This window comes from Lacinutrix sp., from assembly GCF_023299985.1.
Lineage (GTDB): Bacteria > Bacteroidota > Bacteroidia > Flavobacteriales > Flavobacteriaceae > Lacinutrix.
The window spans coordinates 1-17,615 of the sequence record NZ_JALZVX010000225.1 but is presented as its reverse complement, the minus strand read 5'-3'; the positions used below and the strand labels follow the sequence as shown (position 1 = coordinate 17,615).

At 30.2% G+C, this 17,615-nt stretch carries 16 protein-coding genes; 3 read left to right on the top strand and 13 right to left on the bottom strand.

Annotation, left to right across the window (positions count from 1 at the left end; translation table 11 throughout):
* Positions 1-60 precede the first annotated feature (60 nt).
* Positions 61-801, top strand: a complete 741-nt coding sequence (lptB, locus tag Q0C58_RS11945) for an LPS export ABC transporter ATP-binding protein (protein ID WP_290701902.1) — start codon at positions 61-63, stop codon at positions 799-801.
* 87 nt (positions 802-888) lie between these two features.
* Here the strand turns inward: lptB and Q0C58_RS11940 are convergent, their stop codons facing one another.
* The 5 genes from Q0C58_RS11940 to Q0C58_RS11920 all read right to left on the bottom strand — a co-directional run bounded on the left by Q0C58_RS11940 (position 889) and on the right by Q0C58_RS11920 (position 5,442).
* Positions 889-2,376, bottom strand: coding sequence for a S41 family peptidase (locus Q0C58_RS11940; RefSeq protein WP_290701899.1), 1,488 nt, complete (start codon positions 2,374-2,376; stop codon positions 889-891).
* Positions 2,377-2,451: 75 nt separating this feature from the next.
* Complete coding sequence (locus Q0C58_RS11935) at positions 2,452-3,219, bottom strand: AraC family transcriptional regulator (protein ID WP_290701896.1); 768 nt, start codon at positions 3,217-3,219, stop codon at positions 2,452-2,454.
* 51 nt (positions 3,220-3,270) lie between these two features.
* On the bottom strand, positions 3,271-3,867 hold the full coding sequence (locus tag Q0C58_RS11930) for a hypothetical protein (RefSeq protein WP_290701893.1): 597 nt from the start codon (positions 3,865-3,867) through the stop codon (positions 3,271-3,273).
* A 22-nt stretch (positions 3,868-3,889) separates the two neighbouring features.
* A complete protein-coding gene (locus Q0C58_RS11925) occupies positions 3,890-4,696 on the bottom strand; it encodes a tellurium resistance protein TerC (protein ID WP_290701890.1) in 807 nt (268 codons plus the stop codon).
* Positions 4,696-5,442, bottom strand: a complete 747-nt coding sequence (locus tag Q0C58_RS11920) for a CDP-alcohol phosphatidyltransferase family protein (protein WP_290701887.1) — start codon at positions 5,440-5,442, stop codon at positions 4,696-4,698. Before Q0C58_RS11920 ends, Q0C58_RS11925 begins: the two co-directional genes overlap by 1 nt.
* A gap of 143 nt (positions 5,443-5,585) precedes the next feature.
* Here Q0C58_RS11920 and Q0C58_RS11915 point away from each other — a divergent pair, with 143 nt between their 5' ends.
* Complete coding sequence (locus tag Q0C58_RS11915; protein ID WP_290701884.1) at positions 5,586-6,650, top strand: PorV/PorQ family protein; 1,065 nt, start codon at positions 5,586-5,588, stop codon at positions 6,648-6,650.
* Positions 6,651-6,662: 12 nt separating this feature from the next.
* A complete protein-coding gene (locus Q0C58_RS11910) occupies positions 6,663-7,826 on the top strand; it encodes a DUF4105 domain-containing protein (protein ID WP_290701882.1) in 1,164 nt (387 codons plus the stop codon).
* 199 nt (positions 7,827-8,025) lie between these two features.
* Here the strand turns inward: Q0C58_RS11910 and Q0C58_RS11905 are convergent, their stop codons facing one another.
* Genes Q0C58_RS11905 through Q0C58_RS11870 form a run of 8 tightly spaced genes read right to left on the bottom strand, consistent with a single transcriptional unit; the run spans position 8,026 to position 17,518 of the window.
* Positions 8,026-9,420, bottom strand: coding sequence for a sugar transferase (locus tag Q0C58_RS11905; RefSeq protein ID WP_290701880.1), 1,395 nt, complete (start codon positions 9,418-9,420; stop codon positions 8,026-8,028).
* Positions 9,421-9,476: 56 nt separating this feature from the next.
* Positions 9,477-10,487, bottom strand: a complete 1,011-nt coding sequence (locus Q0C58_RS11900) for a glycosyltransferase family 4 protein (RefSeq protein ID WP_290701878.1) — start codon at positions 10,485-10,487, stop codon at positions 9,477-9,479.
* Entirely contained in the window at positions 10,484-12,070 is a 1,587-nt protein-coding gene (locus Q0C58_RS11895; RefSeq protein WP_290701875.1) for a hypothetical protein, read from the bottom strand. The genes Q0C58_RS11900 and Q0C58_RS11895 overlap by 4 nt, the downstream gene beginning before the upstream one ends.
* On the bottom strand, positions 12,071-13,009 hold the full coding sequence (locus Q0C58_RS11890; RefSeq protein ID WP_290701872.1) for a glycosyltransferase family 2 protein: 939 nt from the start codon (positions 13,007-13,009) through the stop codon (positions 12,071-12,073).
* Positions 12,993-14,324, bottom strand: a complete 1,332-nt coding sequence (locus Q0C58_RS11885) for an O-antigen ligase family protein (protein ID WP_290701869.1) — start codon at positions 14,322-14,324, stop codon at positions 12,993-12,995. Before Q0C58_RS11885 ends, Q0C58_RS11890 begins: the two co-directional genes overlap by 17 nt.
* A complete protein-coding gene (locus Q0C58_RS11880) occupies positions 14,325-15,401 on the bottom strand; it encodes a glycosyltransferase (protein ID WP_290701866.1) in 1,077 nt (358 codons plus the stop codon).
* Positions 15,402-16,520: a glycosyltransferase gene (locus Q0C58_RS11875; RefSeq protein ID WP_290701864.1), complete on the bottom strand. Its 1,119-nt coding sequence runs from the start codon at positions 16,518-16,520 to the stop codon at positions 15,402-15,404. It lies immediately after the preceding gene.
* Positions 16,521-16,522: 2 nt separating this feature from the next.
* Complete coding sequence (locus tag Q0C58_RS11870) at positions 16,523-17,518, bottom strand: glycosyltransferase family 2 protein (protein ID WP_290701861.1); 996 nt, start codon at positions 17,516-17,518, stop codon at positions 16,523-16,525.
* Positions 17,519-17,615 lie beyond the last annotated feature (97 nt).

Sequence of the window (17,615 nt, the reverse complement as noted above, 5' to 3'; positions counted from 1 at the left end):
CTAAACTAAATTTAAGATTACTGCTAGTTTAGTACTTTTATAAAATATAAACGTCAACTTATGAAATTAAAAGCCGAACATTTAATGAAGTCCTACAGCGGACGAAAAGTTGTAAAAGACGTTTCTCTAGAAGTAAATACTGGAGAAATTGTTGGATTACTTGGACCTAATGGTGCAGGAAAAACAACGTCTTTTTATATGATTGTTGGCTTAATAAAACCTAATGGCGGAAATATATTTTTAGAAGGTACAGACATTACTAAATACCCAATGTATAAGCGTGCTCAAAATGGTATTGGCTATTTAGCACAGGAAGCTTCGGTTTTTAGAAAATTAAGTATTGAAGATAATATTTTAAGTGTTTTACAACTAACTAAACTGAGTAAAAAAGAGCAATTACATAAAATGGAATCGCTTATTGATGAATTTAGTTTAGGTCATATTAGAAAAAGTCGTGGCGATTTATTGTCTGGTGGTGAACGTAGAAGAACAGAAATTGCGCGCGCTTTAGCAACAGATCCTAACTTTATTTTGTTAGATGAACCTTTTGCTGGTGTAGATCCTGTTGCTGTTGAAGATATCCAACGTATTATTGCACGACTTGCAAAAAAAGACATTGGTATTCTTATTACAGATCACAACGTACAAGAAACACTAGCTATTACAGATAGAACATATCTTATGTTTGAAGGTGGCATTCTTAAAGCTGGTGAGCCGGAAGAACTTGCCGCAGACGAAATGGTACGTAAAGTATATTTAGGTCAGAATTTTGAATTGCGTAAGACTAAGCTTGATTTTTAAACCTAAACTACATAGTGTTGCCTCACTTTTTTAAACAAATACATTATTGTTCTTTAATTAATTTTAAAGTCTCATTATTTTAGAAAGTTATTTTTCATTTCTAATTTTTTCTAGAATGTATTCTAAAGGTGCGTTAATATTATTCAAATACTGATCAAAAGTTGATATGACTGTATGGTTTGGAATTACGCCTCTTCCAAACGGAAGTTTTTGCTCAACATTCATAATAAATTGTAATGCCGGAATGTTTATTTCAATTTTTGAGTTTGGCAAAATAAGTTCTTGACCATAACCGCTAGTATTTCCAAAATAGCCACCTCCAGTTTCTTGTCCAACAAAAATTCCTTTATTATTTGAATACGCCATATTACTAAACTCGCTTCCTCCAGAATATGTTTTTGGGCTAATAATAACATATACTTTTCCTGAAAATTTGTTTTTAGGCTCTTTTTTATATGCCATTAAACCATATCCAGGCCATTCTCTTCTTTCTAAAGAGCCATCTGGCATTTGTTTATTTAGAAATGTTCTTTCTAAAAATCCAAATGTTTTTAGTGTTATTGGCTTATCTATACCATTATCTAGAACCGCTTTTTGAGTTTTCGCTCTAACTTTCTTGTATTTTTGATAATTGTCACCTAAGTACGAATAAACAATGCCTTCGTTACCTTCAGTACCTCCTGTATTTTCACTTACATCAATTATTAGATTTGTAATGTTATTATCTGAAATTGATTTGAAACTATGTTCTAAAAAAACATCTAAACTCTTTTCTTTAGTTTCTTCTTCTATATCTGAGCTAGAAAAAGAATGAAGTCCCAAATAAGCAGTTGTTTTATTTATTATTTTAAATTCTAATAAATCCTTTTCTTTGTTTTCTTTGTTCTTTTTATTTCTTGAACGCAAATGCTTGTTTACATTTTCAATTTTTAAAGATTTAAAAACTATTGGGTTATCTAATGTTTTAAATTTAATACTTACTTCTTTAGTATTTCCATAATAATAGAAATAATATTTAGAGAAATTGAACCCTTCTAAATCACTGTATTTAGATGTTTTTATATAGCCATCTGAAGCAAATAAATTTCCTATTTTCTCTACAATATCAATAGGTTTCTCATTATTTATTAATTCAATTTCTTTTCCTTGAATACTCAAATCTTGATCATTTGAACCGTTTTTGACACAATATAATTTTGTGCCAAGAAAAACAAAAGTTAAAGGAATAAAAGTAGACTCTTTGGTCATTTTTTCTTTTACGGCTTTTGGTAAAAATATATCTGTATGATCTTCTTTTGAAAGTGCTACTAAAGGCGCAATAAGTTTATGAAATTCAAGTACATTAATATCTTTATTTATTTGTGCTTTTACTTTTTTAAAAGCATTATCTACACTGTCTTTTGATGTATACCAATACATTCCAGAGTGGAACTTATTCAGTCCTTGATAGAGAATCTCTAAATCGTTGTGTAGTTTTTGTTTCTCAATATTTGGGAAATCGCCAAAGTTTTGACTAAATGAAACGTTAAAGCATAAAGAGCAAATAATTAATAATAGTAGAGCTATTTTATTCATTTTGAAATTGTTTTTTTCAAATATAGCATCGAAAACAATTAACAACTTGTATAATATTGGTATTTACTCTTTTCCTTACAGAAGACTATCTTGATACTTTTTTGGAGAAATTCCTATAAACCGTTTAAATGTTTTAGAATAATGCGCCATGTCTGTAAAATTATATTGATAGGCTATTTCGGTAAGTTGAGCATCGCTCGTTATTAAACTTTTACTAGAAAAAACTTTCTTCATTAATATATAATTCATTGGTGTCATACCTGTGGCAAACTTAAATTTTTTAGTGAAACCAAATTTATTAATGTTAGCTAGTTGAGATAATTCATCTAAATTAAATTTTTCACAAATATGATTTTCTATATAACTATTTATAGGTTTGAAATCATCTAAATTTAATTCGTAAAAATCATGTTCATTTTCTTGAGAGTAATCTTTTAAGCAGTTTACAAATTGTAATAATGTAGTTTCAATACGTTCTACTATTTTACTATCTATTGCGTTTTTAAGTTTTATAAATAGTCGATTGGCTTTTTTATTTTCAATTTTTCTGTTAATAAATTTAATAGTTTTACCGTTTAATACAAATTGCATTATTTCGTTTGGGATGTAAATAGTATCAAACTTTAAATAAGAACTGCTGTTTATTAAAGGATTTGAATGTACCTCGAAAGGATTTGTTATAGAAATAGTGCCTGCTTCACTAAAAAGACTTTGGTTTTCAAAATCTATTTGCTCTACACCTTTATGTATTAAAGAGATGCAAAACGTTTCATGAAAATGTTTTGGAAAACTAGTGGTTTGATTTTCAATAGAAATGTATTCTAAATTTTTAAATGTCATCATATAATTAATCTCTTAAAATGTTGGCAACAAAATATTAGATTTCTTAAAACATTATCCTCTTCGTCTTTCCAACAATACCATCATCATTAAACCAAGCATAATACGATCGTCGTCGTCATTATCTATTGGTTTAATCAATTCTACTTTAAACTCTTTACCAAAAAAAGAAGGCTCTTTTTTAAGCTTTACAATAACTTCATCTCTTAAATTAGTAACATTATAAGTTGGGTGAAAAAAATAACCAGTAAAGAAACCTAAAATTGGTATTTCGCCAAGCATAGAATCTAATACTTTTACCCAAGGATTTGCTTCGCTTACACGGTATTGTAATTTATCTTGTTGGTCTATAATCTCGTAATTTGCTTTCCAAATGGAAGTCCAGCCTTTTCTAGCTACTTTTCCAAGATTATTGCCTTGTGCATCTTTAAACCCATAAGCTGCAGAAAAATCTAACCACTTATTAGCAGCAATAGTATAATCTACTTTGGTTTTAGTAGTATCTGAGTATATGGTTATTGCCTCTTTAAGTTTAAACATTTTCTGTTTTACATAAGCTACAGTTTTTCCTTCTGCATCTTTGGCTGTAAAGTCGTTAGATAATGTACCAATATTAAAACTAAAGTGTAATGGGAATTTTAAGTCTTTCATATAATTAATAGCGTTTAGATTGTTATTTTTTTGAAGTATTATTTTCTCTTAACAGTTTTTTCTGGTATCGACCCTGTACAATATCTACAACCACAAGTATAGCGATTACAAAGTAAAAAGTTGTTTTACTCATTGGTACAATTTCATTTCCAAATAGCTTTAAATGTGCTAGATGTCCACCTTCGGTTACCAACATAATACCAACAATAAATAAGATAAAGAGACCTAAAACCTCGTACATTCTATTTTTTGCAAGAAATACCGAGATTTTATCTGCCATTAAAAGCATTAATAATCCACTAGCTACAATAGCAATTGCCATGACTATAAATGCAGTAGTTGTGTTCTCAATTTCGCTAGTTAAACCAATTGCTGCCAAAATAGAATCGAATGAGAATACTAAATTCATAATCACAATACTTGTAATTACAGCGTTTTCAGATTTTGACCGTTTAGCACCTCCTTCAGCATCATGCGCAAGGTCGTCCTTTCCAATCATGTGCCAAATTTCTTTAATAGCAGTATAGATAATAAAAGCGCCTCCAATTAGAACAATAATACTGTGTCCATTAAAAGCAAACTTTACTACATTTTCTATTTCGCCAGTTAACCAAGAAAAAGGCTCTTGAAAAAAACCAATAATTCTAACTAGCACAAATAGTAGTACAATTCTTAAAACTATAGCAATTAATATTCCTTTTTTACGGACTCCTTTTTGTGATGCTTCTGGTGCTTTTTTAGATTCTAAAGAAATGTATAATAGGTTATCGAAACCTAAAACGGCTTGTAAAGCCACAAGCATTAATAGTGTGAAAATAATTTCTAACATTAGTTTTGTTTATTTTGAATTAAAGAGAGTAAAATGTATAATAATATAACTACTGGTATTGCTGCGAAATGAAGCACAATTAACAACACCAAACTTAGTATAATAAAAATATAACGCATTGCATTATTTTTAAAACTATAGTCTTTAAATTTTAATGCGAATAATTTTATACTTGAATTTAATAAATAGCAACTTAAAATGGTAAGCCCAATTAAAAACCATTGGTTTAATATAATGACATTAATAGCATCGTTATGTTGAAATTCCATTATCAATGGCAACGCCATAATTAGTAATGTATTTGCTGGTGTTGGTAAGCCCTTAAAATAGGTTTGTTGGTCTATGTCGATGTTAAATTTTGCTAGCCTATAAGCAGAAGCCAAAGTTACAAACAAACCAATAATTGGAATAAAAGCCATAGAAAAACCAGACCAATGTAAAGACCATTCATTAGATGCAGCCATTGGTGGCGCATCTACAGCGCTTTCAATTAGCTTGTAAAGTACAATTCCAGGTACTAATCCGCTAGTTACCATATCTGCTAGAGAGTCTAACTGTAAACCTAGTTCACTTTGCACATTTAGCTTACGTGCCAAAAGACCATCGAAAAAATCAAAGAATATACCTAAAAAAACAAACAATGCTGCTGTTACAAGAAAGCCTTTTACTGCAAATAAAACGGCTATACTTCCGCATAACAGATTTAATAGCGTTACAAAATTTGGAATATTTTTTTTAATTTGCATTGGTTAGTTTTTTGTAAAAATAATAAAGTATTCCGTTTAAAAAGTACTTAGAGTAATTTTAAAAGAACTTTACACAATATACTAATTGATTTTAAGTTTGATATATAAGAAAAATTATTATCATCTTTGTAAAAAAATTGCACTTGAGATTACAATTAACACTTGCGCTAACTATAGTTTCGCTTTCATTATACAGTCAAACCAAATATTCTAACGAATTCTTGAATATTGGTGTTGATGCTGCTGCTTTAGGCATGAGTAATGCTGTATCTGCTACCTCTAACGATGTTAATGCAGGCTACTGGAATCCTGCAGGATTAGTAAATGTTGAAGACAACCAGCTTGCTTTAATGCATTCTAGTTACTTTGCTAATATCGCTAATTACGATTATGCCGCTTTTGCAATGCCTATAGACGATAGAAGCGCTATTGGAATTTCGTTAATTCGTTTTGCTGTAGATGATATTTTAGACACCACACAACTTATAGACGATCAAGGAAATGTTAATTTCGACAGAGTTAGCTTATTCTCGACCGCAGATTATGGTTTTACGTTTTCTTATTCAAGAAGATTACCTGTTCAAGGCTTAAATTATGGTATAAACGCAAAAGTAGTCCGTCGTATTATTGGTGATTTTGCTAATTCTTGGGGATTTGGTTTTGATGCTGGTATTCAATTTGAAAGTCAGAATAATTGGAAATTTGGATTAATGGCTCGTGATATTACTACAACTATTAATTCTTGGAGTTTTGATGAAGAAGCCTTTGCTAGAGTTCAAGGTGCTGTAGAAGGGCAAAACCAAGAGTTACCAGAAACTTCAGAAATTACAATACCAAAATTGCAAATAGGTATTTCTAAAAATTATGTTTTTCATTACGATTATAGCTTAAAAGCAGCATTCGATTTAAATGTGCGTTTCGAACAAAATAATGATATTGTTTCTACTAGCTTTGCCAGTGTAAATCCTGCTTTAGGGTTTGAGTTTGGTTATATAGATATGATTTATTTAAGAACTGGTGTTGGTAATTTTCAAAATGAATTACAAATTGATAATTCTGAAAGCGTTAGTTTTCAACCAAGTTTTGGCGTCGGTTTTAAATACAAAGGTATTCAAGTAGATTATGCATTTACAGATATTGGTGACCAAAGTGTAGCTTTGTACTCTAATGTATTTTCTTTAAAACTAGACTTTAGTGCTTTTAGATAAAATGAGTTTTTTATGAAAAATTTTTTACTCAATTCACTCCTACTCTCTTTCTTCTTTTCATTTTCTCAAGTACCACAGCTAACAAATAATACCGAAATTAGTATTATAACTATTGGACCCGGAAATTTATTAAACGATAGTTTTGGGCATAATGGCTTTAGGGTAAAAAATGAATACCTTGATGTAGTTTACGATTACGGAAGATATAATTTTGAAGACCCAAATTTCTATACCAATTTTGCTAAAGGCAAACTAAAATATTTAATGGGAGCAGCAAAATCTAAAGATATTATTAGATTTTACAAGCAGCAAAATAGAACCATAAAAGAGCAAGTTCTTAATTTAAGTCAAGAACAAAAAGGAGCAATCATAAATTATTTAGCAAATAACTACAAACCAGAAAACAGAGCTTATCTCTATGATTTTTTTTACGACAACTGCGCCACCAAAATGCGTGATGTTACAGAAACAATTTTAAAAAGTAATATTGAATATAAAACACCCGAAGTTTATAAAGAAGAAACGTTTAGAACACTTATTCAAAATAATTTATATTGGAATTCTTGGGGAAGTTTTGGTATTGATATTGCTTTAGGTTCTGTAATTGATAAAAAAGCAAGCCCAAGAGAGTACATGTTTTTACCAGAAAATATCTTTTTATTTTTTGAAGATGCTTCTTTTAAAAATTCTAAAAAACCATTGGTAAAAGAATCTAAAATAATCTATGCTCAGGATGGTGATTTTAAAAAAGACAACTTTTTTACGAGTCCTTTTTTTATATTTTCAATTTTAAGTTTAATTATAATATTTATCACTTATAATGACAACAAAAAAAGTAAACGCTCAAAGTGGTTAGACCTATTTATTTTTAGTGTAACAGGAGCTATTGGCTTACTCTTATTTTTACTTTGGTTTGCTACAGACCATTCTGCTACAGCGTATAATTACAATTTACTTTGGGCTTGCCCAATTAGTTTAATAGGTCTTTTTCAAGTTTACAAAAAAACACCTAAACACTGGTTTATAGGCTATCTTAAACTACTTATTATTATGTTGTGCCTTATGACGCTTCATTGGTTTATTGGTGTTCAAATGTATGCGTATGCACTTATTCCTTTATTAATTGCATTAGCTGTGAGGTATCTGTATTTGATTTGGCTTTTTAAGAGAAATTAAGTAGAAGTTAAAGACTAACAAAAAAGGTGATATAAAGATTCTCTGAGGATTACTTCGCGAGTTAACATATCGTTATTTCCTACGAATAAAACTCTTTATCGAACTCTTTCCCGAAGCAAAAGGCACTGTTATGTGATTACTCTTATTTTATTAACCTAGTTTATTTTAAGTAAAAAATTATTACAAACTGAAAACTGAACTACTGTCCTCTAAAGAAAATAACAGTACTTAAAGTCTTAATAAAAATATTAAAATCGAGTAGAAAACTACGATGTTTAATATAGTACAAGTCATATTCTAACTTTACAAGACTATCGTTAATGCTAGAACCATAACGTGCTTTTACTTGAGCCCAACCTGTTAAACCAGGCTTTACTATATGCCTAGTGTGATAGAACGGTATAACTTGTGCTAACTCGTTTACAAACATTGGTCGTTCTGGTCTTGGACCAATAATACTCATATCTCCTTTAATAATGTTTATTAATTGAGGTAATTCATCCAATCGTGTTGTTCTTAAAAAGCGTCCAAATGTAGTTACTCTTGCATCATTTTTTTTAGCCCAAACAGCGCCTCCTGCTTCAGCATTGGTAACCATACTTCTAAACTTAAAAATTTTAAAAGATTTTCCATTTTTCCCTACACGTTCTTGAGAATATAATAGTGGTCCTCTATTCCCAATAGCATTTCCTATAATAATAAATGGCAATACTAAAAGCGAACATAAAATTCCAAAGACAGATAAAACAATATCAAAAACACGTCCATACGCTAAATAGAATTTGTTTTTACTGTTTTTACTAAATGGAAAATACTTGTAAAAATCTTTACCTATAAATTGCACTGGCACTCTATAAGACATGTCTTCATATACTTGTGTGTATTCTCTAATAGGATAACCGCGTTCTAGAAGCGTAGTTAAATCTGCATATATTGAAGGCGTAATCGTTTCAGAATTATAGCTTGCAACAACAATCTCTGAGATATTTTCTTTAGCAATAATTTCGTGAACTTGGCTAGGCTTAAACTCTGTTATTCCTTTAAATTTTATTGGCTCTTCTCTTTCTGCTTCACAATTTATAAAGCCAATAATTTGATAATTAGGATCAGCAATTTTCATAGCCATAATAATGGCCTCTATGCTAGACGTTTCTCCAATTAGTAGTGCACTTTTATAAAATCTAGGCGAAGCAATAAAAGTAATATAAGCCAATCTCCAAACTAGCAATGGAAATAATATTGCCAAATAGAAATAAAGAATTTGAATACGGTTATCTGGTAATACTGGTGTGTAATATGGTGTTAAAAAATAGACAAGAACAGTTACCGAAGTTGTTAATAAAATAGCACTTGCAACAGTTTCTATCTTACTCGATTTTTTTAAATCGTAGAGCTCGAAAACGGTTCCAAAACCCATGATATAAATGACTAAAACAACTAACCATCTCCAATGCGACTCATCTATAATAAAATAATCGAATCCTGAAAAACAACTAAATCCGTACAAAGCAATACCAATAGACAAAATATCGAAGAGCCTTAGTAAGATCTTACGTTCTGATATTTCAAAATGAATATTAGATTGCTTGGACATGAATTAGTTAGTGTGGTTTTGCGTAAAGATAATAAGTAATGTTTGGATTGCAAGGTTTATACTAAAATTGCCTTCCATTTTTCCTTAACCACCTGCCAACCATACTGTTCTACCTTTTCTCTGGCTTGGTTTGTTATGTTTTCTATTATCTGGTGATTGTTTTTAATCTCTAAAATTTCGTCTACAAAAGCATCAACACTATTTGGAGTCACTAATATGCCATCTACTCTATCCTTTATTAAAAAAGGTAAGCCACCAACATTTGTAGAAATTACGGGTAAACCTAAAGCCATGGCTTCAATAACACTTACTGGCATATTATCGAAATTAGTAGTATTAATAAAAACATTGTGATTTTGAGATAAATTAACCCATTCTTTTTTAGATAATTTACCTGTAAAACGCACTTCAGTGTTTAAAGAGTTCGCATAAGTTTTGGTCTCTACCAAACTACCATCGTTATCTGGACCAACCATTGTTAAACTGACTTCTTCACCTCTATCTCTAAGTGCTTTTAAGATTGAGACAGCTAATTTAGGATTATATATTTTTGAAAAGGAACGTACCCAAAGCAACCTAATAGCATTAATTTTTCTTTGATTAAAAGGATAGTTATCTATTGCTATTGCATTAGGTATTATTATAATATTATGATAGCCATAACTTTCGAAATTAGATTTAATATACTCTGAAGGCGCTATGTTTACATGTGCATTCTTAAAGATAGAACGACTTAGTTTTGGGCTTTTTTTAAGTCGGTTTGGCAAATTGCCACCATGTAGAATGGGAAGGTATTTTATATTAAAAAAACGACACAGTTTACTTGTTAGATATGCATAATAGAAATTTTGAGTGCTGTAAGTATCTATTAAAACATAGTCTGCCCAATTTCTATTTTTAACAACAGACAGTAACATGTCTAATAAACGTAATACCTTATTCTGTTTATTGGATACTGCTTTAATGTTAAATCCTTCAGTAGCTAAAGCTTGACTAAGCGTATCTATTGTAGTCGCTGTTTTTCCTTTTGAGGATAATTTGTTCCCAATGTAGAGGATGTTTTTCATTGTAGTTTGTACAAATTTAAGACACCTTCTATATGAACAACCTCTAAAGGGAAATTATTTTTAGAAACGATATAATTAACTTTTAAGCTTTTTAAAACACTTAACCTTTCTTCAATTGAAGTTGCATTGGCTAATTTTAATTGGTCTTTTTTCCATTGAATGAATTGTGAAGGATTACCTTCAATAATCATTGATGCACCTTTAGAGTCAAGCACTACAGATCGTTTTGCTGCACCTCTATAATGATGTCCTCCAAAAATAACGGCATCTTTATTCGTGTTTTTAGAAATGTATAAAGCCATTTTATCTACATCTAGTATTTCTGAAGAATGTTTACTCTCAATACATAAATTATTTGGTAATACAAGTCTAACTATATCGTCTCCAACAAACGGTACATTATTAAATACTAATGCTTTGCTAACAATTAATATAAGAAAGTATATCGAAAAAAGTAAAGGTAAAAAAAACTGTTTATTAACCTTAGTATTAATAATCTGAAGTACAAAGACCATAGCAAAAAACGAAGGAATAATTGCTACTTTTTGAGCACGGATAAGCTGAAAAGACAATCTTAAATTTAAACCAAAAACAGAATTAATAAACTGTTCTACATAAACACTTATCGATGGCAAAATGACCAACACTAAAGTTAATACTATTATTAATTTAGCTCGTTTAAAGTGGATTATCTCCTTTTTAGGAAAAATAAAATAAGCAATAATTGGTACAATATAAAAGAGTGTTTTAAAATGTAACCAGTCTTTTATATATAGCACTGGTTGCGAAAAAAATTGAGGAATCCTAGAATCAAACGCTACTTTAAAAGCATTCATATCATAATTAATACTACTTGAGGTCTTTCCAAAATAGGTTAATATAAAAGGCAACATACCTAGTATTAGTGCAAAAATTAATGACACTATATTTTTTGTACTGACGAGGTCTTTCATTTTAAAAATAAAAACCATCAATAAAAGAAATGTTAAGTACAGCAAAATGCCACCTAATCCTGTTATAGGATGAAAGTTAAAAACTAATCCTATAAAAAAAGCAGACAAAACAAGTCCTCTAAAACTTTTATTTAGCACTAAAAAAGGAATAGGAAAGAGCGTAATATAAAGTGTTCGAGGCATCATAGCCCAAAGATCTGTAATTCCCCAAATTTCAAATCCTGGCAACCAAACAATTCCTCTAAGTAAAAAGGAAACGAGTAGCGCTATCCAAAAATCGGGAACAAACCTAAACATTAAAAAGAACCATAGAACACCAAATAACAGATGACAAATAGTGTTCATTACATTAATTGCTTGTACATAATCTGCATTGGTAAATTTGGCTATAAACCGAAGCGATTGCACATAAAAAGGTGTATAATATTTCACATTATTAATATCGTTTAAGTAGAGATCCTTTTTAAAAAGACTAGGATCATCAAACTTTTGTGCAACAGGAATAATATTTTGAATGTCTGAAGATAACTCGCTATAATTGGCATCTCGATTACCTATATAATATGCAAAAGCAATAATTATATTTAGCGCATAAACGATATAAAATTTTCGATTTATAGTTTTAAACATCTAGAGTACTTTTGGCGCTTTAGTAATGTCGTAATGTACAGCTTGTAGTAATAACTGAAACCCAACAATTATAGTTAAAGTCACTAACATAATGGTTCCTGTTGGCGCAAATAGAGATTGACTAGAATAAAACCACCAATTGTAAATCCCATATATAAACCCGAATAAAAACAAAGGCGTTCCAATTAAAATATAGATAGACGAAATATTAAAATCGTAAACAAAATACGATTTAAAGAGTCTATTAAAAAACGTTTTTATAAGTTTAGGAAAGAATACAAAAGGCATTTTCCAAACGCTCATACTTGATTTTTCATCACCATAAATTGCTGGCATTGGTACATCTTTTATTACAGCATCCTGAAAATAGAGCTGAGAAATTAATGAGGTTTCAAAATAATAGCGATTAGAAATCTCGTCGAAATCTAAACGTTTTAATGTTTCTGTTTTAATAGCAAAAAAACCATTTGTAGGATCGAAGTTATTCCAATATCCTGTGGCTGCTTTAGTAAGAAAAGACAAGCCTAAGTTTCCTATTTTTCTAGTAATAGGCATCTTTTTAAGAGCCTTAAAATCTCTAAAACGGTTGCCTTTTGCATAACTAGCTTCGCCATTTACCAAAGGAGCGACAAGGTCTTTTATGTAACTTGTATCCATTTGGTCATCTGCATCGACCTTAACCACAATATCCATTTTATCTTCTATAGCCTTAGTAAAACCTGTTTTTGTTGCACCACCAACGCCTAAATTTTTAAGGTTCTTTAAATACTCTATATTCGAGAATGCAGACAAAGCTTCTTTAGGAAGTGCTTGTGGACTACAATCGTCCACGATGTAAACTTTGGTTATGATGTTAGGCAACTTATTTAATACACTTACTATATGCTTAGCCGCATTATAGTAAGGAATTACAACTGCTATTTTATTTAGATTTTGCATTGGTAAAATAATATCGTGGTGCGATTAATAATATGGTTACTAAAATAAAATACCCTAAAATGGTAAATACAGAGCGATAAAGATATAAATGTTCTCCAAAATAAAGCGTGACCAACATGGCAAACACCATTCCGCTAAGCGCCAATTTAAGAGAACTTACCTTTCCAAATTTAAGATATAAAAAAGAAGTAAGCCATTTTAAATAAAAATATAAGCCTACTAAACCAACTTCGTTTATTAAACTTAAATAGATATTATGAGCTGAAGCTCCTATAAGTAAACGATTATTAACTCCAATTCCTATTGGTATTACATAAGGGTTATTGGCTATATATTTTAAATACATAATTACAATTTGACCTCTTCCTGCTCCTAAATCTTCATACAACTGCCCAACATCTATATTATTAGCCTTAAAAGCATCTGGACTAGAAACCTTATTAATAACGCGACCTTCAATAGTGGTCGTTATGGTTTCTATTAGTTCTAAATTAAAAAAGAAAGCAACTATTACTGCTAGAGACAACACGACAGACAATGCTAAAAATTTCCTGGTTTTCATAATAAAAATATAGCAAGCAAAAATCAGTAATGCCAAATAAGTAGTACGCGAACCAGAAATACCAATTACAGCCAAACTTGTTAATAAGCTAGCAATAATTAAAATTTTATTGACTTTTAATTGCTTTTGCAGAAACAGACCTACGGCAAACACAAACGAAATAAACATGGTCATACCTAAACATATTTTATTAGGACCTAAAGCACCTGATAAAAAGCCGCCATAAGCTTCCTCATAAACACTATTCCATAAAAAGGGAATATAACCAGAATGCTGTAGAAAGACTATAACGGCCTCTACAATCGATAATATTAAAACAAGACTCGCTACAAGTTTATAGTTGCTTCGTTCTCTTAAATACATGGCAACAAAAACACCAGTGTAAAAGAATACAACCATATGATAATAATATAATACCGATTTAATAAACCATAAAGGCCTTCCTTTAAACACACTAAATAACGCCGTAAATAGTAGTGTAAATCCACACCACATTACAAAAGTATTAAATGTTTTTAGGTAAGTTTTCGTTCGTATATAATAGAATACAAATCCACTATTATTGTACAAAACAAAGAGTATAACCAATCCTGCTAAATCAAACAATCTTAATTCGTTATCACCTTGAACGCTATACTTAACAACAGGTAAATTATAAAAATAAGAGACAATCATTGCTAAAACCGCTAACCTTACATATAACGGTTTAAACATTAATTTACATTGCTTATTTATGTAATCGGTTTTTGTCATTTATTTTAAAATACGCTTATAATCTTCAACTAGTGTTTTAGCTACAGAATTTACAGAAAAATTAGCTTGACTATGTGTTTTTAAATTATCTCCTTTTATTCTAGCACTCTCCATATCGCTAATATAATTTATTAAAGCTTGAGATAGCGCTAAAGCGTTATTAGAAGGGACTAATTGCCCTAAATTTTTATTTGCAATCACCAAATCACAGTTACCAACATTAGTTGCAATAGTTGGTAAACCTGCCAAACCATATTCTAACAAAGCAATTGGCAAACCTTCAGATTTTGAAGATAATATAGCAATTTGCGCTTGACTTAAAATGTTTGTAATATCTGGTTTACTACCATAAACAAAAACGTTATTCTCTAACTTTAAACTTTTAATGTCTTGCTGGATTGCTTTGGAATAATCATCATTAAAATCCTTACCTACGCAATGCAAGGTCCAATAGGGAAATGAATTCACTATTTCTTTAAAAGCTTTAAGCAAAGTAAAATGATCTTTTTGCTCTCGTAAATTAGCTAAATGAATAATACGTTTGTTCTGCTCTCCTTTTAATGTTGTTTTTGCTTCACCTGTATTTACTACAGCAAAGTTTGGAAGATAACGAACATCTTTACTGTTTAATTTCTCACTCGCCCAATCTTGTAACGCTTTATTTACACTGTAAACAACAGCAAAATGTTTAGAGCATTTTTTTAGCATTTTATAAGATCTACTTTCTAAAAAAACACTATTTCCATAGTGATCGTGCCAAACGATTTTAACATTTTTATTAAATTTTTTAATAATTGTTGCTAAAAAAAACGAAGTAGAATGCGCATGTATAACATCAATTTTATTGCGTTTAACAAAACGGCTTAGTTTTTTAATGGCTTTAAAATCAATAGTCTTCTTTTTATTTAAAAACAGATAATTAACACGAGCATCAATACTTTCTTTTAATAAACCTTCGTCTCGCGTTGCACATAAATAAGAGGCTTCTATAGTAGAAGCTAAAGCATTCGCAATATTAACTGCTACACGCTCTGCTCCTCCTGTTTGTAAAGAATCTATTAGTTGTAAAACCCTCATTTAGTTTTGTAATAATTTGGCGATTTCACTTTCAAACAAATCTAAAGTATACGCTTGAGACCATTGCAAAGCCGCTTTAGATTTCGATTGTAAATGTGTTTTATTTTCTAACTCTTTTATTAACTCTTGTGTTGCAGCTTCTAAATTAGGTTCAATTAAAACACCTCTTTTTCCATAATCTAACATGTATGGTACACAAGAAATTTTAGTAACTACAGGAATACAACCAAAAAACATAGCTTCTGCAATGGCTTTTGGCCAACCTTCAGACTTTGATGGCAATACTGAAAAATGAGCTGTTTTTAAAGCTGCTTTAACAACTTCTTTTGTTTTATTCCCATGGATAGTTATGGTGTTTTCAATATTTTTTTCTGAAACATATTCCATTAACTCCTCCTTTAAAACACCATCACCAAAAAGCTCTAAGCTTACATTATAGCCTTTCTGTTTCAACTTTTCTATAATTTGAATAGCCAATAATGGTCGTTTACCAATTACTAGGCTTCCAATAAACACAAATTTTAGTTTCTCATTATAATCACGGTTTGATACTTTTTCAATTTCTGAAGTTCTATACGTTGCTGTAAAAAATGGTTTAATATTTTTAGATTGTTCTTTCCAATCGCCATAAACCAAAACGTGCATGTTTTTAGTTAATACTGTATTACTCAGCATCCATTTTTGAATTCTATAACTCAGTGGCTGTTTAGACTTTGGATCCCAATTTCCAGCATACTTTGCAGTTTTTGTTTTATTCGGAAAAAAAACTTGTACAAAACAGCCTAGTAATCCAATATTTCCTGGGCAACGTAAATGAATATGATCTGCTTTTCTAAACGATTTAAAAAGCTTAAATACAATTAATGGTAGTTTTAGTAATGACTTTAAAAGGTGTAAAACAGAAGTAAATTGAATAGCAGAAACTTGATTGTATTCAATATTTTTATGCTTATAAGTCATTTCAATTGCACTAGGTTCTCCAATAGTTTTAGGGGCAATAACTTCTACTTCATCAACATATTTTAACCATAAATTCATCTCACGAACGTAAGGTGCATAAGAAAACAATTGTGATGTTTCTTGCTTATGTGTGGCATGAGATATAATTAAAAATCGCATTATTAAGGTTTTGGTGCATTAAAAAATAAAGATAACCATCCTACAACTCTACCCAAACTTTCGGTTAGTGCTTCTTTTCTTTTATTGGTTGTTATTACATTTGTTAGTCTAATATTGGTTAAAAGAAAAGCTGTTGCATGCCATTTAAAGCGTGCCTTAAAACTCGGTTTCGGGTATTTTACGCGCCAAACATACCAACCGTTTCTAAGCACCATTTTACCATAATGATATTGATTTGGTCTTCCAGAACCATCGTGATAATGTGCTAATTGTGCATTTGTATTAATATATAACTGACCTGTTTTTGCTAAACGAATAGAAAAATCTGCATCTTCATACAAACCATAACCTTCAAAATAAGTTGAGAATTTAATTGTTTTAAAAACTGAAGCTTTGTAAGATGAAACGCCACCCATAAGTTGCTCAACTTCATAAGTTTTACCAGAAGGTGGTAAAAAACCAATAGAACGTCCATGCGCAAATGTTGGCAAAAAGCCTGGTTTTGTATCTGGTTGCAATCCAAATACTTTTCTTAGTTTAAAACGTGATGGTTCTGTGCGTTGCCAACCATCATAATAAAATTTAGAGCTACTTTTTTCTTCTTTAGCAGTTTCCCATTGTGCTTCGTTAGTAATATAACCACCAACGGCAAGTGTATCAGGAAAAGTACTATAAGTAGAAATTAAGTTTTCAAAATAATTTGGATCTAAAACAGTATCATCATCTAAAAAGCATATAACTTCTGATGTTTTCTCAGCTTTGCTTATTCCAAAATTACGTTGTTTTGTGAGTCCTCTATTGGTTTCATCTACTTTAAAATACTTTAAATTATTAAAGGTATTTTCATTTAGAACAGTTTCAGTTTTAGTATCTGTAGAACCATCAATAATTAAAATTTCGTTTGGATAAAGTGTTTGGGTATTTACAGATTTTAACAGCGTTAGCAATGGTTGCGAACGCATATATGTGCATATTATTAATGTAAACGACTTAGGCATCTACTTTAATTTTATTAATAAATAGATCGTGAATAGCTATAAAGTACTGATTACGTTTAAGTGTGTTTTCCCATAACAGTCTATTATTTTTTTGAAG